Below are 20,890 nucleotides of genomic sequence, written 5' to 3' on the forward strand. Positions count from 1 at the left end.
TTTTGGCAGCTTATGACTCAGTATCCGAACAGGCAAACCGGCTTATCGCTGATTGAACTGGTCATTGTGGTGGTGGTGGTCAGCATATTGTCCATCGTGGTGGTGCCCCGGTATATCGATATTGCCGATGAGGCTAAAGTGGCCGCACTGCAGGGCATGGCAGGAAGCTTTTCGACCGCGGTATTGTCGGCACGCGCGCAATGGGAAGCGGACGGTAAACCTGGCAATCAGAGCCGACACTGGGTTAATTACGACGGTACCCGGTTTAACCTGACCGCAGCAAAAGCAGGCGGCAGAGAGGGATATCCTTTCGCGCTTCAGGGGCAGGGAAGTTCGCAACTGGAACAATTATCAGCGCAGGATTGCCTGGCGTTAATGGACAACCTGTTACAAAACCCACCGCCGTCAACTACTGATGCGAGTGAGGCGAACGCCGGGCAGTATCAATATTTCGTCGAAGTCGGTGCAATCAATGGTCACCGACTTTGTCGTTATTACCAACTGGTTTCGGCCAGTGACTTTTGGACCGGTAAGAAAGCCATAACAGCCGGCCATTATTTTACTTACACACCGGCTTTGGGTCGGGTTGATATTAACATTGATCGCAATATTTAGGAGTCAGTTATGAAACGTCAAGGTGGTTTTACCCTGATTGAGTTGGTGGTCGTCATCGTGATTCTCGGCATTCTGGCCGTGACTGCTGCGCCGCGTTTTTTGAACCTGCAGGATGATGCGCGTAATTCTGCGCTGCAGGGGCTGCGAGGCGCCATTGTGGGTGCTTCAGGCATTGTTTACGGTAAGGCTGCTGTGCGTGGTGATGAAACTAGTTCGACAGCTGTGGATGTTGATGGCGTGCAGGCGATTTTCGGTTATCCGACAGCAGCGGCCAATGGCATTGGTGCCGCGTTTGAAAATGGTGATTGGCTAGCAATTACTTCGGCAGATACCAGTGATGTACCAGAAGCGGCTTTGACGGATACTCAGATTATCTATACGTTCGAAGGCCGTGAAACACAAGGCTGTTATGTTCTGTATACCGAAGCGACTGACGCCAATACTCCAGCGACGGCTGAAGTGGTGCTAGGTGAAGGCTGTACACCGTAAACACTGAGTGAGTAAGCGGATTCATTACCTGTCGATTGCATATAAATTGGGGCGGACTCCTGCCCCTTTTCTTTCTTTGACTGGGCGTCTTGGGTGAATGCATGGCTCGCCGTTTGAGCGCTGGCCGACAACGCGGCTTTACTTTAATTGAACTGATTCTGGTGATCATACTGCTGGGGATCCTCAGTATGACGGCTGCGTCACGTTTGATTGGCCGCAGCAGTTTTGATGCTTACCTGGCCCGTGATCAGGCTATGACTCTGGCTCGTCAGATTCAGCTGCGGGCGATGAGCAATATTGATGCCGAGGGCGATCTGGACAGTTGCCTGTCATTACAGGTGACATCAGATCATTTTGGCCCGCCTGCCTGCGCCGACACCACTTTCTCTGGCCGTGCAATCACTGAAACCGACGACGATATTACGGTGACCGGCGATCTGCCGGGCGAGGTGCGGTTCGATTTACTGGGGCGCCCCTATCAGCAGGATGGCAGCGGGAACAAGACACCGCTTTGCACTACGGAATGCCAGATCACCTTTGTTTCACGTAACGCCCAGAGCGCTTCAGTTTGTATCAACCGGGAGGGCTATATCCATGCCTGCCCGTAAACCCTGCCTTTCGAAAATTGGCCGTCATCAATCTTACCGCCAGCAACAGGGCTTTACCCTGATTGAAGGCATTATTGCGATTGTGATGATGGCGATTGCCATGGTCACGCTGACCAGTTTTTTATTTCCTCAGGCCGAACAGTCCGCGGTACCGCATTATCAGGCCAGAGCCGCGGCCATCGGTCAGGGCGTACTGAATGAGGTGCTCTCGCGCAAATTCGATGAAGCCTCGGATCCCTTTAACGACAGCGTGATCCGCTGCGGAGAAGAGGGTTATATTTGCAGCGCGCCGGGCAATCTGGGCGCGGATGCCGGTGAAGTGAACAGTGGTTTACTGAATGTCGGCGCGGCCGATGATGTGGATGATTTCATCGGCTGCTGGGGCAGCGAGACGCAATGCAACGGCAGCACGCTGACCCGCCGCGGCGCATTGCAGGATCTCGTCACCGTTTCTGCTGCCGAGCAGAGCGATTACCGCAATATTTATTTAGAAATCCGTGTGCGTTATGAAAACAACGCTTTCAATGGTGCCGCAACTACGGTCAGCACCCAGAAGCGGATTGATGTGCTGGTTCGAACCAGCCGTTACGGTGAATACCTGTTCACCGCATTCAGGAGCAATTACTGATGCGGTCGTTGCGAGGATTCACCCTGATAGAAATGATCATGGCGCTGGTGATTCTGGCGTTTATTTCGCTGGGCATCGGTGCCTACCTGCAGCTGGGGGCCCGGGGTTACGTCGACACCATAGATCGCGAGCGTTTACAATCTGAGGCGCGTTTTGTGATTGAACGTCTGACCCGGGAAATTCGCCATGCCGCGCCAAACAGCGTTAGTTTCAGCAGCGGGTGTCTGTCATTTTATCCTGTGCGATTCACCGCGACTTACCTCAACGAGCCGGATCCAGATCACGCAGGAGCGCCTGTGCTGGAGGTGCTGGTGCCGCCTGACTCACAGCACATTGCATTATGGAACAGTGGCGTGAACGGCAACCGCGTGGCGGTGGGATTTGTCAGTGCCAGTGATTATCAGGCCGATGCCAGCGCAAGCATGGTGGTGGATGCGCTGACGAAGGCGCCGACCACGGCAGATCCTACGGCCAGTCTGCAATTGTCCCAGTGGCTGGGCGATCGCTCACCGGGACAGCGGTTGTATCTGTTTGCTGACCAGGTGGCTTTTTGTCAGGTCGGGAATACCCTGGTGCGGCGGGTCAATGATGGCACTGCGTCTGTGTTGACCGATACGCTCAGCCATTTCAATGTCGCTGTGTCAGGGGCGGGCCTGAACAGCAATGGCCTGATTCATTTGGAAATGACGTTTACCGATCCTGTCAGTCAAGAATCGTCGGACTACAGCCAGAGCGTGCAGGTGATCAATGTCTTATAACGGGCGTCATGCAAAAAGCAGCAGCAGGGCAGCGCGCTGATCGTCGCCATTTTCGTGATTGTTGTGATGGCTGCTATGGCAGCCGCCATGTTGCGGGTCGCGGGTTCCGGCCAGGACATCACCACCCGCGAAGTGCTGTCGACCCGCGCCTGGTTCATCGCCCATTCCGCCAATGAGGACATGATGAGCCAATTGTTTCCGTTGGCCGGCACAGTCAGTGATCCGGCGGTCGATATCTGTAACAACCATCACCCTGACAACGGCACGGCTTATCTCTTCGCACCTGCCGGGGTCACGGGCTGCCGCGCAACGACCACCTGCCAACCCTCACATGCCGGGTCAGTAAACACTTACATGCTGGTGAGTACCGCCAGCTGCGGCAGCGGTCCTCATGCTGTGACTCGAACTCAGGAACTTTGGGCGAAGGAATTGGATCATGAGTAAAGCCTTTTGGCAAACCGCCTTGTTTTTCTCTTTTTGTTTACTCTGTCTGCCAGCACAAGCGATTGAATTTGGACGCTATGATGTAGCGCAGCAATCCGGCCAGACGAGCTGCATTAACCAAGTTTGTCAAATTAACTTCCAACAGTCTTATTCGACAGTGCCATTGGTTTTCTTAATGGACACAGTGAAGTTTAAAGATGAGCAGGATGCGCCATCCAGTTTACGTATTCTTGAAGTGACTCAAGAGTACGTTCGTTTTACCCAGAAAATCGCACCCGCTCATGAAGCCCCCGGTAATATGAGAAATGTGCCGATGATGCTGATTGATTATCTGGTGGTAGAAGAAGGAGTCTATCAGCTCAATGAGACGAGCATGCTGCTGGCAGCGAAAGTCAATACATCGAAATTCCAGACGAACCTGAGTCTGAGCTCCAGTGGCAACAGCCGCATCGGTTGGGAAACACTGGAGTATACAGACATTGGGGCATCCCATGACTTTCCTGAACTGCCCGGGTTATTGCATCAGGTACAGACAATCAATAATGGTTCTGATTTCTGGCTGACCTCAACGGTCGATGATGTGACGAAGAATCGGTTTCGTGTCGCACTGGAACGCTCAGAAATTGACGGACACAAAAGTAAAAATCAGCGTGAGTATCCGATACAAGCAGAAACCATCGGGATTGTGGCAGCATATGGTCAAGGCACCATAGACGGTGTGAATTTTCAGATGGATAGTCAGCAGACAAGAAATACGCTCAATCAGCCTGATCCAGTAGCGGCAGGCTGTGAAACCTATGCTGAGTATGGGCCGTTTAATGCAATTCCCATCCTGATCGCCAATAAAAACTCCCGCAACGGGAACAATGGTGGCTGGGTCAGGCGCTGTCGGATTGAGCCGGATAAAGCCAGTTTCATGGTCGATGAAGATATGGACAGTGACCGGGAGCGAGGGCATCTTGCCGAGCGAGTGGGTTTTATTTTGTTTGAAAAAACCTTTGAAGTGGAACAGTGTGATTATTTCACCGGTCCGGTACAGAGCTGGGATCCAGCAAGTGTCGCAAATCTTAATTGGAGCAGTCAGGTGATTGGAACTCCAAATGATTTTCATATTGGTTTTCCGACAATTCGTAGTCCGAATGAGCTGAAGGCATGTGTAACCAGTACAGGAAACCAAGGTTTTTGTATTGCTGATCCATCAATGATGGTAGAGAAGCCGGCATTCGTTGATTTTATTCCAAGCGGGGAGCGTATCTCTATTGGCAGTAATACGGTGACAACTTTACCGCCCGGTTATTATCAGTCGGTGACTATTGGAGGGAGTGCCACTGTTGATTTAAATGGCGGTGAATACTGGATTGGTGAGCTAAATATTACAGCCAGTGGTCATGTGAATGTGAATGGAGAAAGCGTGATCAATGTCATTCGCTTTAATATCTCTGGCGCAGGCGAATTAAACCATACGGATAAGCCAGGTAATCTGTTGATTGTTGCACATAGTGATAACGCGGAAATTAATCTGTCTGGCAGTGGTGAATTTCATGCTTATGTGCTGAGTGAAAACAAAGTCACTATGACAGGAAATACGGTGATTCGTGGGGCTGTAACTGCCAAAGAATTAAACATGAGCGGTAGCCCGAAAATAATAGCCAATCTCAGCGGCTGCAGTACCCCTAACGACAACTACGAACTGGTGATTTCTCCGAGTACCGCTTATGGCCTGACCTGCGAGCGTATCCCGGTTGATTTCACTGTGCTGAAAAACGGGACCCTCGACACTTCTTTTGTGGGCAATCTGAATGTGTCACCGGCCTCAACGTCGGAGAGTGGGGTGTGCTGGGCGGCATCAGAAGACGGCAGTTGTGAAGTCAGTTCATCTTCAATACCGATTCAAGGCGGGGCGGTGACTTTGTATCTGCAAAGCCATTTGGTCGGTGATATTCAGGTTTCGGCCTCGGTGCTGACACCGGGAAATCAATTACTGACAGCGAATGCCGGCCCTTACCGTTTTGCACCGTACGGTTTTCGCATCAATAGTGGTGCTGCGAAAGAGCTGATTGCCGGTAAACCGGATTCATTATTGATTGAAGCCGTTGCTTCAAATGGGGCCCAATGTCAGGTCATCGAAGATTATGGCAAGGCCGGCGGTGAAGCGAAATCCTTGCGCTTTAGTGGTCTGGATTATGTCAGGCCGAACTCGGGCACGCGCCCATTGTTGCTCGATGGGAAATCAGTGACTGAGGCCGGCAATGTGACGACCACGCTGAACTTTACTCAGGGCCGGGCCACAGTTCCTGTGCAGTATAACGACGCCGGTGAAATCAGCGTGACGCTGGTTGATGACGCGTGGCAGCCGGAAGACTGTCCGGCCGGCGCGCCGGACTGCGACGATCATCAGGGGGATTGGTCCGGCTTAAACGGCAAAGCGGTCTTGTTGTCTCGACCTTATACGTTCGCGCTCTGCGATGTGACCGCTGACAGTGGAAAGACAGATTTCTCCGGCACCGCCAGCGGCGGACCGGGCTTTGCGGCAGCGGGTGAGTCGTTTTCAGTCACCTTTCAACCTGTGATCTGGACGGAAGATGCAGTGATGCCGGATCAAAGCGGTGACGATATCAATGATATCCAAACCACCACATCAGCCTGGTGCAATCAGCTCACCACGCCGAATTACTATTCTGTATCAGGGCTGGCGGCGCCGATTCAGTTGTCCATTCCCGATAAACCGGCTTCGCCAGAAGGCGATGGTGTGGTTGCTGGGAGTTTGGGTGGCACCTTGTATCACGAATTTACACGCTCTGAAGCAACTGCGGGCTGGATGATTGGCGATCTGAGCTGGAGCGAAGTCGGTAGCCTTTGGCTGCAGGCCGATGCTGATTATCTCGGCATGACAGTGGATCAGGGGGTTGGTCAGCTGGGGCGCTTCTACCCGGCACATTTCGTCATCAAGGAGAGTGCGGTCAACGACGCTTACGGCAGTTTCACTTATATGAATCAGCCGTTCTCCTTGTCAGCGACTGTCGAGGCGCAAAATAAGCAGAATCAGCCAACCCAAAACTACGGCTATTTTGCCGACGATTATCAAGAATCGTTGCAGTTACGCGCCGTGAATGCGGGTGCGGCAGGAAGCGAAGCGAACAACCTGACCAGCCGGTTGTCCGAGCGACTGAGCTATCAGCACTGGGACAAAGCGCTTCAAACGATCACGACCGATACGCTGGCATTGTTACGGGTGGTGAGCAGCACGAACGCCAACGTGACCGAACCGGACGGTCCGTACCCGGTGGATTTTGGTCTGGTTGTCGAATCTCGGAATGATTGCGCGACCCGGGGTTGTAGCGACTTTTCGAATCAACCGCTGAATGTCTATGAACTGGACGGCGCCACGCCGGAAACCGCCGCCGCGCTGGCCGGGGACATTCATGCCCGTTACGGCCGGATGCGGCTGGAAGATGCGGTGGGCCGGGTAGGTGAAAAAATCAATCTACCTGTGCTGCTGGAGTACTGGAATGCAGGCCAGTTCGTCACGAATAGTGACGATCATGATTCGGTCTTCAATGGCCAGCCGTACTTCAAACAGGGCATCACGAACCCGACCACGAATGCGATTACCACGTCAGCCGGTGATATCAAGGTTATCAGTGGTCGCTCAAGGTCGGGCGATCTTTATGCTACAGATGGCGTGTCCAGCGAACAGGTACGCTTCTGGCAAAAACTGGTCACTGACACGCCTGCGGCGATTGCCGGTGAAAACCCGGTGACTGACTCCGCAGCAGGCACTCATGCCGGCAGCGAATCCCAGCCCTGGCTGCTGTACAACTGGCGGGGACAGGGTGATGAAAACCCGTCAGCCCTGGTAACTTTTGGGGTTTACCGTGGTAATGACAGGGTGATTTACCGCGGTGAAAAAAATATCCCGGCAACAATACACCGATAACTGCGTTGGCAATAATTCTGATAACGAAAATGCAATCAAAGATTCAGTGGCTGCTTGCGATACAGGGCTGAATCTCAGTGCTGGCTACTGTACGATTGCACGGCCTGGGAATGGGCGCGTTGTTTGTTTTTGCCAGATAGAGCGCCTCATCAAGATTTGACCGTCTCGCTGGATTTGTGAAACGAAAGGTCTGCCCGTCTGTCATGTACCATGCGGTGAGACACAGACTTGTCACGCTGGGCCAGTTTGCATGATTGCGAGGCGGCTGATATTCAGTGCGCTTCATATTTTCTTTGCATATGGCAGAGGGATGTTCATGAGCGGGTAAACCACAATTCGAAGCAAAAGCACACACGAAAGCGTAACAATCCCTAAAAATGAGGATCTGTGGCAGGTTTGACAAAGCTTATCTTGTCTCGCTACCTGCCACTTGATACATTTAGGCGCAATTTTTACGAAATTTGAGCTTGCAGGATTAGCCGAAAACTATGTTTAAAAAACTTCGTGGCATGTTTTCCAATGACCTGTCCATTGACCTGGGTACTGCCAATACCCTGATTTACGTCAAAGGGCAGGGTATCGTACTTGATGAACCTTCAGTGGTCGCCATTCGCCAGGATCGTGCGGGTGCCACTAAAAGTGTCGCGGCCGTTGGCCACGAAGCAAAACAAATGCTGGGGCGTACGCCTGGTAATATTGCTGCGATCCGCCCGATGAAAGACGGTGTGATTGCAGATTTTTATGTCACAGAGAAAATGCTGCAGCATTTTATCAAGCAAGTTCACGACAACAGCGTACTGCGCCCAAGCCCGCGCGTGCTGGTGGCTGTGCCTTGTGGTTCGACTCAGGTTGAGCGTCGTGCGATTCGTGAATCGGCACAAGGTGCCGGTGCCCGTGAGGTGTACCTGATTGATGAACCGATGGCAGCGGCTATTGGTGCCGGTCTGCCGGTTTCTGAAGCGACAGGCTCTATGGTGATCGATATCGGTGGTGGTACCACTGAAGTTGCCGTGATTTCTCTCAATGGTGTGGTGTATTCCTCTTCCGTACGTATCGGTGGTGACCGTTTCGATGAAGCGATTATCAATTATGTGCGCCGGAATTACGGCAGCCTGATTGGTGAAGCAACCGCTGAGCGCATCAAGCACGAGATTGGCTCTGCCTATCCGGGTGATGAAGTGCGCGAAATCGAAGTGCGCGGCCGTAACCTGGCTGAGGGTGTGCCACGCAGCTTTACCCTGAATTCCAATGAAATTCTGGAAGCCCTGCAAGAACCGCTGACCGGCATTGTGTCTGCCGTGATGGTTGCACTGGAACAGTGTCCGCCGGAACTGGCTTCGGATATTTCAGAGCGCGGTATGGTCCTGACAGGCGGTGGTGCGCTGCTGCGTGATCTGGACCGTTTACTGACCGAAGAAACCGGTATCCCTGTAGTGGTTGCTGAAGATCCGCTGACTTGTGTGGCTCGCGGGGGCGGTAAAGCGCTGGAAATGATCGACATGCACGGTGGCGATTTATTCAGCGAAGAGTAATGTCTACCCCGGCAAACATCCAAACAGGTCATAGTGTTACATGAAACCTATCTTTGGCAGAGGCCCTTCTCTGCAACTGCGCCTGTTTCTTGCCATGTTACTGTCGGCCGGCCTTATGCTGGCCGACAGCCGTCTTGATGCTTTCGCTCAGGTCCGTTATGTCCTGAACTCTGCGGTTGCGCCTTTGCAATACGCAGCGAACCTTCCGCGTGAAATTCTGGATGGTCTTTTCAGTCAGCTGAGTTCCCATCAGCGATTACTGGCAGAAAACAAAGCGCTGAAGCGCGATCTTCTGGTACTGCAAAGCGATGTACTGCTGCTTGACCAGCTGCAGCAGGAAAACCAGCGTCTCCGTGAGCTGCTGGGTTCACCTTTTGTGCGTGACGAACGCAAGATGGTGGCAGAGGTGATGGCGGTCGACTCCGACCCTTACAGCCATCAGGTCATGATAGATAAAGGCCGCGTCGATGGTGTCTATGAAGGCCAGCCGGTGATCAATGATAAAGGTATCGTTGGTCAGATTTCCTATGTCGGTGCCCATAACAGTCGCGTGCTGCTGCTGATTGATCCCACCCATGCCCTGCCGGTACAGGTGGTACGCAACGATATCCGGGTGATTGCCTCAGGCAGTGGCGAGCAGGATCAGATCCAGCTTGAACATGTGCCAAGCAGCACCGATATCAAAGTCGGCGACTTATTGGTGACCTCCGGTCTGGGGGAGATATCCGGAAGGATACCCGGTCGGCAGAGTGACTGAATTCTCGTTTGATAATAAGCGTCCGTTTGCGCAAATCAAAGCCTTGCCAACGGTACAGTTTGACCGTCTGCGCTATTTACTGCTGGTCTGGCCGACAGACAGAGAAAGGCAAACCGTCACTACAGGAGAACCGGTCAATGGTTGATAGTCGCGCCAATGGCATTCTGCTGATCTGGTTGTCGTTTGTGGTCGCGCTGATCCTGCAGGCCGCTCCCTGGCCCGGGCAGCTGGAAGCGTTTCGCCCGTCCTGGGTCATGCTGGTGGCATTTTACTGGGTGCTGGCCTTGCCGCACCGGGTGAATGTCGGCACGGCATTGGTACTGGGTCTGATCTGGGATCTGTTGCTGGGATCCACACTGGGCATCCGCGGCCTGACCATGTCGGTGCTGTGCTACATCGTGGCGCTGAATTTTCAGGTGATGCGTAACTTATCGCTATGGCAGCAGGCCATGATCGTTGCCTTGCTGTCGCTGGCCGGCAAGCTGGTGGAGTTCTGGGCAGAATACCTGGTGGTTGAAATTGAATTTGATCCCACCCGGTTGTGGGCCGTGTTACTCAACTTTCTCCTCTGGCCGTGGTTGTTCCTGTTTTTACGGCGCATTCGTCGTAAGTTCTCAATACGTTAGGGGGCGTCAGTCCCCTCCGGATAGCACTGTGTGATACGGCTCGCATGACAAGCCCCGGTGCTATCGTCTTTCTAGGTAAGATCAAGATGACAACACTGTATCTGGCATCCGGTTCACCCCGTCGCAAAGAACTGCTCTCTCAACTCGGTTACACTTTCGATATCCTGTCGCTCGACGTCGAAGAACAGCATCAGGCAGGCGAAACCCCGGCGGCTTATGTTCAGCGTCTGTCGCTGGACAAAGCCCTGGCCGGGGTGAAGGTAACTGACGGGAAGACACCGGTACTCGGTTCAGACACTATCGTGGTCGTCGACGGGCAGATTCTTGAAAAGCCGAGGGATTTCGCGCACAGCCGTGAGATGCTCATGCTATTATCCGGACGTAGCCATCAGGTGATGACGGCTGTCACTGTCGCCACGCAAGCGCGTCAGCGGACAGAGCTGGTTGTGACGGATGTCTGGTTCCGGTCGCTGACCAGCCAGGATATTCAGGACTACTGGCAAAGCGGTGAACCCAAAGACAAAGCCGGCAGTTATGCCATTCAGGGGATTGGCGGGAAATTCATTGCCCGTATCGAAGGGAGTTACCATGCAGTTGTCGGCTTGCCGCTGCTGGAAACCGATGCGCTGATCCGAGAATTTATAGCCAATTAAATGAACAGAGGCATCCATGAGTACCGAGCTGCTTATCAATGTGACACCCAGTGAAACCCGTGTGGCGATGATTGAAGGGGGCAACCTCCAGGAAATCCATATTGAGCGTGAATCCAAGCGTGGCATTGTTGGCAATATTTATAAAGGGAAAGTGAGCCGAGTCCTGCCTGGCATGCAGGCTGCGTTTGTGGATATCGGGCTGGATAAAGCGGCCTTCCTGCATGCGTCCGATATTGTGCCCCATACCGAATGCGTGGCTGAAAATGAGAAGCAGCAGTTTCAGGTCAGAGATATTTCTGAACTGGTGCGCCAGGGCCAGGATCTGGTGGTGCAGGTGGTGAAAGATCCGCTGGGAACCAAAGGCGCCCGCCTGACGACGGATGTCACCCTGCCATCCCGTTACCTGGTTTTCATGCCAGGAGCCAGTCATGTTGGTGTATCGCAGCGGATTGAAAGCGAACGCGAGCGCGAACGTCTGAAAAATCTGGTGACCAAGCACTGTGATGAGCTGGGCGGCTTTATTATCCGCACCGCTGCGGAAGGGGCGTCATCGGCCGAAGTGGCACAGGATGCAGCATTTCTGAAGCATCTGTGGCGAAAAGTGCTGGAACGTCGTGGAAAATACAAAAGTAAGTCGATGCTGTACGGTGAGCTTGGCCTGGCGCAGCGTATCCTGCGCGATTTTGTCGGCACTGAGCTGGATTCGATTTATGTCGACTCCCGCCTGGCTTTCGAGAATTTGAAAGAATTTACCGACGAGTTCGTGCCAGAACTGAGCAATAAGCTGGTGCGTTACACAGGTGATCAGCCGATTTTCGATCTGTATGACACGGAAAATGAAATTCAGCGTTCGCTGGATCGCAAAGTGGAGCTGAAATCCGGCGGTTATCTGATTATCGATCAGACCGAAGCCATGACCACGGTCGATATCAATACCGGTGCGTTTGTCGGCCGCCGTAACCTGGAAGAGACCATCTTCAATACCAATATTGAAGCCACCAAAGCGATTGCCCGTCAGTTACGCCTGCGCAACCTTGGCGGGATTATCATTATTGATTTTATCGATATGGCCTCTGAAGAGCACAGGCGCCGGGTGCTGACGGCACTGGAACAGGCGCTGTCGTATGACAGAGTGAAAACCAATATCAACGGTTTTACCCAGCTTGGGCTGGTGGAAATGACCCGGAAACGGACGCGTGAAAGTATTGAGCATGTGCTGTGCGGGACTTGTCCCACCTGTGAAGGGCGCGGCACGGTGAAAACGGTCGACAGCGTCTGCTATGAAATTCTGCGTGAGATCACCCGGGTCAACCGGGCTTATGATGCCGATCGCTTTGTCGCCTATGTCTCCCCAGCTGTGGCAGAGACACTGGCTGGCGAGGAATACCACGCGCTGGCTGAACTGGAAGTCTTCATTGGCAAGCAGGTTGAAGTCAAAATCGAACCTTTATATAACCAAGAACAGTTTGACGTCGTAATGATGTAAACCCTGAGGCAATGGCGTGTTATCTGTGCTGATAAATCTGACCCGCGTTCTGAAATGGACGTTGCTCACTCTGCTGGTCATCGGCGCAGTGTTAATCACCTCATTGCGCTTGTTGCTGCCGCAATTGAACGATTACCGCGCTTCGATTACGCAGTGGCTCTCGGTGCAAGCCAATATGCAGATCAGCGTCGAGCGGGTTGAGGGACGCTGGCATAATCTTGGCCCGGTCATGGCGCTGCACGGTGTCAGTATCGGCCAGAGCAGTAAGGATATGGTGCAGGTCGGCGAGGTCGACTTTGACGTCGATCTATGGCGTTCTGCGCTGAACCTCAAGCCGGTTTTTCGTGATATCAAACTGACCGGACTCACACTGGATCTCACCCAGTTTCCGGCCAGCGACCGTCCTGCCGAGTCGGATAAACCCTTAGATGTCAACCGGCTGGAACAACTGCTGTTTGTTCAGTTGGGGACATTCTCCCTGCATGATGCCACCCTTGTGGTGAGCTCCCCTGCGGGTCATCGCCAACCGGTGGCGGTGAAGGAGCTGAAGTGGGATCGTCAGGGCGACATGCATCTGGCTGAAGGTATTGTCAGTATTCCCGGCACGGATCTCAATCAGCTCAATGTGATCGCTAACCTGTCAGCCACTCGCGGATTACCGCATTTATCCGGCACGATTTATGCGCGGGCGAAAAATCTGTCAATGACTCCCTGGCTCAATCAGTCTGTGCTGGGCGGGGAAAAAATCACCGACAGTCAGCTGAATGCGGAAGCCTGGCTGACACTCGACAATGGTCAGCTCAGCCACAGTAAAGTCCGTTTTCTGGACTCCTATGTGCGCTGGCAGGAAAACGGGCGCAAACACGAGCTGGCATTACTGCGCGGCATGCTGTCTCTGAGCCCTGAGCGGCAAGAAGCCGGTAGCGGATGGCGACTGGACAGCCATAAACTGGTCCTGGCGACCGATCAGAAAGCCTGGCCGCGGCTTGATTTTTCCGCGAACTGGCTGGTGTCGCAGCAAAATGCTCAGGCGGTACCAGAGCCGTTATCACCACAAGACGCTGTGTCCCGGGGCCATTGGCAGTTGGCTGTCAGCCTTGTTGATCTGGCCAGACTGGCACCGTTAGCCAGTTTGCTGCCGGAAAACAACACAGGCCGGCAAGCCATTGAGTCACTGCAGCCTGCCGGTTTGGTACGCGATCTCCGCTTGGCCGGACAGGGGCTGGCGCTCCCGCGTTTTTCTTTTGAACTGGATGACGTCTCGAACAGGCAGTGGATGTATCTGCCAGCCTTTGCATCTTTGGACGCTGAGATTGCCGGTGACGGGCAGCAGGGCGAAATAAGGCTCAATGTTGGCAAGCAGACTCTGAACTACGACAAAGTCTTCCAGGCACCGATGGCGATTGAGCAGGCCGATGTCCGGGCTTACTGGCAAATGGATGGGCAGGGATGGCGTGTGTGGAGCGATGCGCTGTCGCTCACCACACCGCATCTGAGTGCAAACGGGCAGTTCCGGCTTGATTTCCCGAAATCGGCCCCTTCCTGGCTGTCTTTTTACGGCGAAACCAAAGTCAAAGATGCCGGCGCGGCCTGGCGTTATTTACCCCGCCCGGCGCTGGGGCAGGAACTGACGGATTATCTTTCCGCCGCCATTCGTGGCGGTCAGTCAGATCATGCTCAGCTACTGTGGTTTGGCGATCTGCCTGCTTTCCCTTATGCCAGTCATGACGGTAATTTTGAAATCAGCGTGCCGCTGAAGAATGGGCGATTCAGTTTCGATACCGCCTGGCCTGAGCTGACCGACATCGATTTGCACCTGAATTTCCGCAATGATCGCATGCTGATCAATGCCAGCCACGCCAAGACCAAAGACGCTGTGGCTGATCGGGTCGTCGGCGATGCCTGGCTGCACCCGGATGGCCACCTGAAACTGGCCATTGATGTCAGCGCAGAAGGCGAGCAGGTTCGTGATTATATGATGGCAACGCCACTGGTGGACTCGGTCGGGGCGGCGCTGTCGGCGGTGAATGTTGACGGGCCTGTGGCCGCCAAGCTGCAACTGGATATTCCGTTTAGCGGCGGCGAAGTCAAAGCGCAGGGAGAGGCGAGTCTTGACAGTAACCGGGTGACCATCGAAAGTCTGTCGCTGCCTCTGACTCAGGTGAAAGGTACCATTCATTTTGATAATGACCAGATCACGGCGGACGGCATAACCGGCTACTGGCTTGGCCAGCCCCTGACCGTCAGCTTTGACGGCGAGAACGCTGAAGCCGGTTACCGGGTCAATGTGGATCTGGCCGGGTTCTGGCAGCTTGCCTCGCTGCAGCACCGCTTGCAGGATCCGCTGCTGGCCAGGTTGCACGGCAGTGCCAGGTGGCACGGTAATGTTGGGGTGGTGCTGCATGATACCGGACTGAAATATCAGGTCTTTATTCAGGCGCCGTTAGCCGCTGTCCGCAGTGAGTTGCCTTATCCGCTGGCCTTTACACCACAAAGTCCCACCAGTGCGGTGCTGACGGCTTCCGGCAACACTTCCCGGCTTGAAGCCAGCCTCACTGTGCCGGATGCCCAGTACCGGGCAGAGATCGCCTTGCAATCACAACCGCGGATTGTTCGCAGCGAACTGACAGTCGGCCTCGCCGAGCGCCGTAAACTGCCGGCCAAAGGCCACGGGATTCGTATTCAGGCCAACAGTATTGATGCTGATGCCTGGGACAGCCTGGCACAAGAGATCATTGACAAGCAGCAGAGCAGACCGGCAGCCCAAAGCGGTATTGCGCTGCCCTTGCCCACACGGATCAATGCCAGCATCGAGCAGCTTAAGCTGGCAGGGCTCAATTGGCACAATCTGGATCTGGCGGTACGCAAGCAGCCAACGCAGTGGCATGCGGTGCTCGGCAGCCGCGAAGTCAGCGGCGAGCTTTTCTGGCCTGACTATAAACCGCTGACGGTGAACCTGGAGCAGCTTCATCTCAATTTACCGGAAGATAAAAAACCGCTGGAAACTTTGTCTGCTGAGCATAGGTATGTGCCGCAGCGAGCGATTCCGCCGGTGACGGATTTCGATCGTAACATGATGGCCTACCTGCCGCAGATGAACGTCAAGGTCAAAGACTTGTGGCTGCAGGGATACCGACTGGGCGAATTAAGCGGCCGATTGCGGCGCGATGCCCAGACGCTGATTCTGGAAGAGCTGCAACTGGATTCCGGAACGACATCACTGAGCCTGGATGGTCACTGGGCCATGAATCAGTATCAGAATGAAACTCAAGTCGCCTTTGATATCGCCGGTGAGGACAGCTCGGAGCTGATGGGGCGGCTGGGGATCTCAGGTGGGATCCAGGATGCCAGATTTACCAGTTATGCCTCGATTCAGTGGCAAGGGGCGCCCTGGTCGATGCACCGTGAAACCCTGACCGGTGAGCTCAAGACTGAAACCGGCAAAGGGGTGATCCGGGATGTGGGCGGTGCAGGCCGGATTCTGGGGTTATTCAGCCTGGATTCTATCATGCGCAAGATGCAGCTCGACTTTACCGGGGTGTTCGATGACGGGCTGGCTTTTGACTACATCAAAGGCTCAGGACGGATTGAAAATGGCCGTTTTGAAACGGACGATGTGGAAATGAAAGCATTGGCGGGCGATATGTACATTCAGGGAAGTGCTAATCTGGTTAATGAGACAGTGAATGCCCGAGTGAAGTTTATTCCTGATCTGACATCCGGTATCCCGGTGCTGACAGCGTTTGCCGTCGCACCGCAGACAGCCATCGTGGTGTTTGCGATTTCGACCGCCCTGTCGCCTGTGGTGGATGTCTTTACCCAGATTAACTATGTCGTCAGCGGCCCGATAGAGTCACCCACAGTCACAGAGCAATCGCGCTTTACTGGTGAGTTTAAGGTGCCTGCTGCCCTGAAGCAGCAGGTTGAGCAATAATAAACAAGGTGTTTCCGGCTTGGCCTGAGTGGTGAAGCTGAGGTAATCATAACAAGAAAATCAATTTGTAATGGAGTGCGTGATGGCTAGAGTGGGTGTAGTACAGATGAATTCCGGGCCTGATCCTGAACTGAATCTGCAGCAGCTGAAAAAGAAGTTGAAGGGGCTGCAGCTGCAGGAAGCGAAACTGATCGTCACGCCCGAAAACTGCCTGATTTTCGGTACCCGGGCTGACTACGAACAATATGCTGAACCTCTGGGTGAAGGTGTGCTGCAACGTCAGCTCGCCGCACTGTCCCGCCAGCTGGGTATTTGGTTACTGATAGGATCGATGCCTATCCGGCGTGAAGATGGCAGCATGTCGACCACCGCCTTGCTGTTCGACGATCAGGGCCAGCTGCAGGCCCATTACGATAAATTGCACATGTTTGATGTGGAGGTTGCCGATCGTCACCACAGCTATCGCGAGTCGGACACCTTCCGGCCGGGAGAGGCGGTTCAGGTGGTGGAAACACCTTTCGGCAACATTGGACTGTCGATCTGTTATGATGTCCGCTTCCCCCAACTGTACAGCGCATTGCGGGCACAGGGGGCCGATATCATAGTCGTGCCGGCCGCGTTTACCAAAGTTACCGGCAAAGCGCATTGGGACATCCTGCTGCGCGCACGCGCCATTGAAACGCAGTGCTGGATTGTCGCTGCCGCGCAATGGGGTGAGCATAACCAGGGGCGGGAAACCTGGGGTCACTCGATGATTATCGATCCGTGGGGACAAGTTGTCGCCTGCCAGGAGCAGGGTACAGGTGTGATCACCGCAGAGATTGATCTGGGTCTGAGCGCACAGATACGAATGAATATGCCATTGCTGCAACATAGCCGTTTTCAGGTGCAGCAGTGCAACACAGAAGAGTAAGGCAATGATGCTGGAAACCGTAGAACAGACCATGCTGGCCCAATCCGGGCTTGAGCGTGATGATCTCAGCCAGATTCTGGGGCTGATGGCCGCCCGGAACGTGGATTATGGCGATATTTATTTTCAGTCCAGCTGGCACGAATCTCTGGTGCTGGAAGACAGTATCATCAAAGACGGCTCTTTTAATATCGATCGCGGTGTGGGTGTTCGTGCGGTCTCCGGTGAAAAAACCGGTTTTGCCTACTCAGATCAGATCAGCAAGCTGTCACTGACTCAGAGTGCCAAAGCGGCACGCGGTATTGCCCGCAGTGGCGGATCTGGCAAGGTTCAGGCCTTTGCCTCATCGCCGGTAACGCCTGTCTATGCCGGGATCAATCCGCTGGAGAGCCTGGAGCGTCAGGAAAAAATTGCCCTGCTGCAGCAAGTGGATGCCTATATCCGTGCCAAAGAACCCTTGGTGAAAGAAGTCTCCGTCAGTATTAACGGTGTCTATGAGCAGGTGCTGGTCGCCGCGATAGACGGCACCTATGCGGCGGATATTCGTCCGCTGGTGCGCTTTTCTGTCAGCGTGCTGATCGAGAAGAACGGCAAACGCGAAAGCGGCAGTGCGGGCGGTGGCGGCCGGTTTGGTTATCAGTATTTTATGACTGAAAATGACGGCAAGTCCGTTGCCTTGCAATATGCCGACGAAGCCCTGCGCCAGGCGCTGGTGAACATTGATGCCGATCCGGCTCCTGCCGGGACAATGCCGGTGGTGCTCGGGGCGGGCTGGCCGGGTGTCTTGCTGCATGAAGCCGTCGGGCACGGTCTGGAAGGTGATTTCAACCGCAAGGGCTCATCCATGTTCTCGGGCCAGATGGGGCAACAGGTGACTTCTAGCCTGTGTACTATCGTCGATGACGGCACGCTGGCCGATCGGCGCGGCTCGCTGAGTATTGATGATGAAGGTACCCAGGGCCAGTACAATGTGCTGGTGGAAGGGGGCAAGCTCAAAGGCTATATGCAAGATAAGCTCAATGCCCGTCTGATGGGCGTGGCGCCAACCGGCAACGGCCGTCGTGAGTCTTATGCGCACCTGCCGATGCCGCGCATGACCAATACCTACATGCTGCCGGGCGAACATACGCCGGAAGAGATCATTGCCAGTGTTGAGAACGGGATTTATGCCCCGAATTTCGGCGGTGGTCAGGTCGACATTACGTCCGGTAAATTTGTCTTCTCAGCTTCAGAAGCTTACCTGATTGAAAAGGGTAAAATTACCCGTCCGATTAAAGGGGCAACCTTAATCGGCAGCGGCATTGAAGCGATGCAGAAAGTCTCAATGGTGGGGAACGATCTGGAACTTGATCGGGGCGTGGGCGTCTGCGGCAAAGCCGGACAAAGCATCCCTGTCGGTGTCGGGCAGCCAACCCTGAAGCTGGCTTCGATGACAGTCGGCGGCACGCAGTAAGCACATCCGAACGGATGGATATCAATAAAAAATGCCAGCATTTGCTGGCATTTTTGTCTCTTGTGCACTGAATCAGTCTTGGATGTAGAGCGCTTTCAGTACCTGAAAGATTTCGCGGTAGGCTTTGGCTGGCTTGTTGGCGGCTTTTTCTTTCGCGGCCATGCGAACCAGCTGACGCAGTTGCTGGCGGTCAGCATCCGGATGGGCTTCCATCACTTCATTGATCACGGTATCGCCGTCATCAATCATGCGATCACGCAAAGCTTCCAGCTTGTGCAGCTGAGCGGTGACCTGAGCATGCTTGTTATTCAGCTTGTCCAGCGCGGCCTGAATCGGTTCGATGTCAATATTACGCATCTGTTTACCGATAAACTGCAGCTGGCGGCGATAGGCCTCCTGCTTAAATCGCTGGGCGTCTTTGATTGCCATACGAAGCTCGTCGCTCAGCGGGATTTTCGCTAATGCGCCGGGCTTGAGCTTGACCAGCTCTTCGCCCAGTTTTTGCAGGGCTTCCATGTCACGTTTCATCTCGGATTTACTGACCCAGATGATTTCTTCTTCCTCTTCCCATGGGGCTTTTTTATTTTTACGGCTCATATCAGGCTCATGACAGACTTCAATGTCTCTATTTTATCAGCTTCAAGTTGAATTTGGGCGCATTTTAATTGCCTTGAGTGTTATCCTTAGGGAAACCGTGTAAATAAAGTATGACTATGGATGTGAAACAACAAGTCGCCCAGCAGCGTAGCGAGCTGGAACAGGCAGTCGCCCGTGCACTTGAGCTTGCTGGTCAGCAGGCTGATGCAGCTGAAGTGGCGATTAACAAATCCACAGGGATCAGTGTCTCTACTCACTTGTGTGAGGTTGAGAATGTCGAGTTTAACAGCGATGGCGCGATGGGGATTACTGTCTACCGCGGCCAGCGCAAAGGCAGTGCGTCTACCTCAGACTTGAGTGAAGCGGCGATTGCACAAACCGTGGCAGCAGCGCTTGAAATCGCGCGTCATACCTCGGAAGATCCCTTCGGTGGCCCGGGGCCGGCAGAGCTGATGGCCAAAAACATCCCGGAGCTGGATCTTTTCTACCCGGATGAACCTGAGCCCGATCATGCCGCTTCGATCGCGATTGCTGCCGAGCAGGCTGCACTGGATGCTGACAGCCGCATTAAACAGAGTGATGGTGCCAGTTATGACAGCCACTATGGTATCCGGGTGTATGGCAATACGCACGGTATGCTGGCCAGCTACCCGAGCAGCCGCCACAGTATCAGTTGCTGTGTGATTGCCGAGGGCAAGAATGGCGACATGGAGCGCGACTACAGCTATACCCTGGCGCGCCGTACCAGCGATTTATGGACGCCTGAAAAGGTCGGCCAGCTGGCGGCAGAACGCACGGTCAGCCGGATTGATCCGCAGAAGTTGTCGACTCGTCAGGCCCCAGTGATGTTTGCCTCCGATGTTGCCACCGGCTTGTTCGGCCATTTGGTGATGGGGATCAGCGGGTCGAATTTATACCGCAAGTCGACTTTCCTGCTGGATATGCTCGATGAGCAGATTTTCCCGTCCTGGCTCAACATCAGTGAGCGCCCGCACCTGCTGCGCGGCCTGGCCAGTACACCGTTTGACAGCGAAGGCCTGGCCACCCATGACAGGGAAATCATTCAGGATGGGGTGCTGAAAACCTATCTGATGACCAGTTATGCCGCCCGCAAGCTGGGGCGTCAGCCGACCGGGCATGCCGGAGGTATCCACAACTGGCAGGTGTCCAGTACCGGTGAAGATTTCAATGCCATGCTGCGCAAGCTGGGTACCGGGTTTCTGGTGACCGAGCTGATGGGGCAGGGCGTGAATATCGTGACCGGTGATTATTCGCGCGGGGCTGCCGGTTTCTGGGTTGAAAATGGCGTGATCCAATACCCGGTCAGTGAAGTGACCATTGCCGGAAATCTGAAAGATATGATGGCAAATATTGTGGCTATCGGGACAGACATTGAAACCCGCAGCCAGATTCAGACCGGTTCTATCTTGCTGGAATCGATGAAAATTGCCGGTGAGTAATCA

16 protein-coding genes and 1 pseudogene are annotated in these 20,890 nt (G+C 54.1%); 16 read left to right on the forward strand and 1 reads right to left on the reverse strand.

Annotation, left to right across the window (positions count from 1 at the left end; translation table 11 throughout):
* Positions 1-12: 12 nt before the first annotated feature.
* The 15 genes and pseudogenes from P4S53_RS11045 (at position 13) to tldD (ending at position 18,830) form a co-directional block, all read left to right on the forward strand.
* Positions 13-615 carry a prepilin-type N-terminal cleavage/methylation domain-containing protein gene (locus P4S53_RS11045; RefSeq protein ID WP_337112721.1) on the forward strand — a complete coding sequence of 201 codons (603 nt, stop codon included), beginning with the start codon at positions 13-15 and terminating at the stop codon, positions 613-615.
* Positions 616-624: 9 nt separating this feature from the next.
* Positions 625-1,104, forward strand: coding sequence for a type II secretion system protein (locus P4S53_RS11050; protein WP_337112722.1), 480 nt, complete (start codon positions 625-627; stop codon positions 1,102-1,104).
* A gap of 101 nt (positions 1,105-1,205) precedes the next feature.
* Positions 1,206-1,712: a prepilin-type N-terminal cleavage/methylation domain-containing protein gene (locus P4S53_RS11055; protein ID WP_337112724.1), complete on the forward strand. Its 507-nt coding sequence runs from the start codon at positions 1,206-1,208 to the stop codon at positions 1,710-1,712.
* Entirely contained in the window at positions 1,699-2,340 is a 642-nt protein-coding gene (locus tag P4S53_RS11060) for a type IV pilus modification PilV family protein (RefSeq protein ID WP_337112725.1), read from the forward strand. Before P4S53_RS11055 ends, P4S53_RS11060 begins: the two co-directional genes overlap by 14 nt.
* On the forward strand, positions 2,340-3,098 hold the full coding sequence (locus P4S53_RS11065; protein ID WP_337112726.1) for a PilW family protein: 759 nt from the start codon (positions 2,340-2,342) through the stop codon (positions 3,096-3,098). Before P4S53_RS11060 ends, P4S53_RS11065 begins: the two co-directional genes overlap by 1 nt.
* A gap of 66 nt (positions 3,099-3,164) precedes the next feature.
* The gene (locus tag P4S53_RS11070) at positions 3,165-3,542 is read left to right on the forward strand and encodes an MSHA biogenesis protein MshP (RefSeq protein WP_337112727.1); all 378 of its coding nucleotides are present in this window, start codon (positions 3,165-3,167) and stop codon (positions 3,540-3,542) included.
* Positions 3,535-7,479, forward strand: coding sequence for a DUF6701 domain-containing protein (locus tag P4S53_RS11075; RefSeq protein WP_337112728.1), 3,945 nt, complete (start codon positions 3,535-3,537; stop codon positions 7,477-7,479). Before P4S53_RS11070 ends, P4S53_RS11075 begins: the two co-directional genes overlap by 8 nt.
* 488 nt (positions 7,480-7,967) lie before the next feature.
* Positions 7,968-9,011: a rod shape-determining protein MreB gene (mreB, locus tag P4S53_RS11080; protein WP_027253728.1), complete on the forward strand. Its 1,044-nt coding sequence runs from the start codon at positions 7,968-7,970 to the stop codon at positions 9,009-9,011.
* A gap of 40 nt (positions 9,012-9,051) precedes the next feature.
* Positions 9,052-9,913 (forward strand): annotated as a pseudogene (mreC, locus tag P4S53_RS11085) (rod shape-determining protein MreC).
* Positions 9,906-10,394, forward strand: a complete 489-nt coding sequence (gene mreD, locus P4S53_RS11090) for a rod shape-determining protein MreD (protein ID WP_120513441.1) — start codon at positions 9,906-9,908, stop codon at positions 10,392-10,394. The pseudogene mreC and the gene mreD overlap by 8 nt, the downstream one beginning before the upstream one ends.
* Before the next feature lie 86 nt (positions 10,395-10,480).
* Positions 10,481-11,047, forward strand: coding sequence for a Maf family protein (locus P4S53_RS11095; protein WP_337112729.1), 567 nt, complete (start codon positions 10,481-10,483; stop codon positions 11,045-11,047).
* Between the two features lie 16 nt (positions 11,048-11,063).
* Positions 11,064-12,533, forward strand: a complete 1,470-nt coding sequence (gene rng, locus P4S53_RS11100; protein WP_192015858.1) for a ribonuclease G — start codon at positions 11,064-11,066, stop codon at positions 12,531-12,533.
* Between the two features lie 25 nt (positions 12,534-12,558).
* Positions 12,559-16,467, forward strand: coding sequence for a YhdP family protein (locus P4S53_RS11105; RefSeq protein WP_337112731.1), 3,909 nt, complete (start codon positions 12,559-12,561; stop codon positions 16,465-16,467).
* Positions 16,468-16,549: 82 nt separating this feature from the next.
* Positions 16,550-17,380, forward strand: coding sequence for a carbon-nitrogen hydrolase family protein (locus P4S53_RS11110; RefSeq protein WP_337112733.1), 831 nt, complete (start codon positions 16,550-16,552; stop codon positions 17,378-17,380).
* Positions 17,381-17,384: 4 nt separating this feature from the next.
* Positions 17,385-18,830, forward strand: coding sequence for a metalloprotease TldD (tldD, locus tag P4S53_RS11115; protein WP_337112734.1), 1,446 nt, complete (start codon positions 17,385-17,387; stop codon positions 18,828-18,830).
* A 72-nt stretch (positions 18,831-18,902) separates the two neighbouring features.
* On the opposite strand, the gene yjgA is transcribed toward tldD, so the two are convergent.
* The gene (yjgA, locus tag P4S53_RS11120; RefSeq protein WP_337112735.1) at positions 18,903-19,427 is read right to left on the reverse strand and encodes a ribosome biogenesis factor YjgA; all 525 of its coding nucleotides are present in this window, start codon (positions 19,425-19,427) and stop codon (positions 18,903-18,905) included.
* A gap of 116 nt (positions 19,428-19,543) precedes the next feature.
* Between yjgA and pmbA the strand changes: the two genes are divergently transcribed.
* A complete protein-coding gene (gene pmbA / locus P4S53_RS11125) occupies positions 19,544-20,887 on the forward strand; it encodes a metalloprotease PmbA (protein ID WP_337112736.1) in 1,344 nt (447 codons plus the stop codon).
* Positions 20,888-20,890 lie beyond the last annotated feature (3 nt).

The organism is Photobacterium sp. Hal280 (assembly GCF_037162255.1).
Taxonomy (GTDB): domain Bacteria; phylum Pseudomonadota; class Gammaproteobacteria; order Enterobacterales; family Vibrionaceae; genus Photobacterium.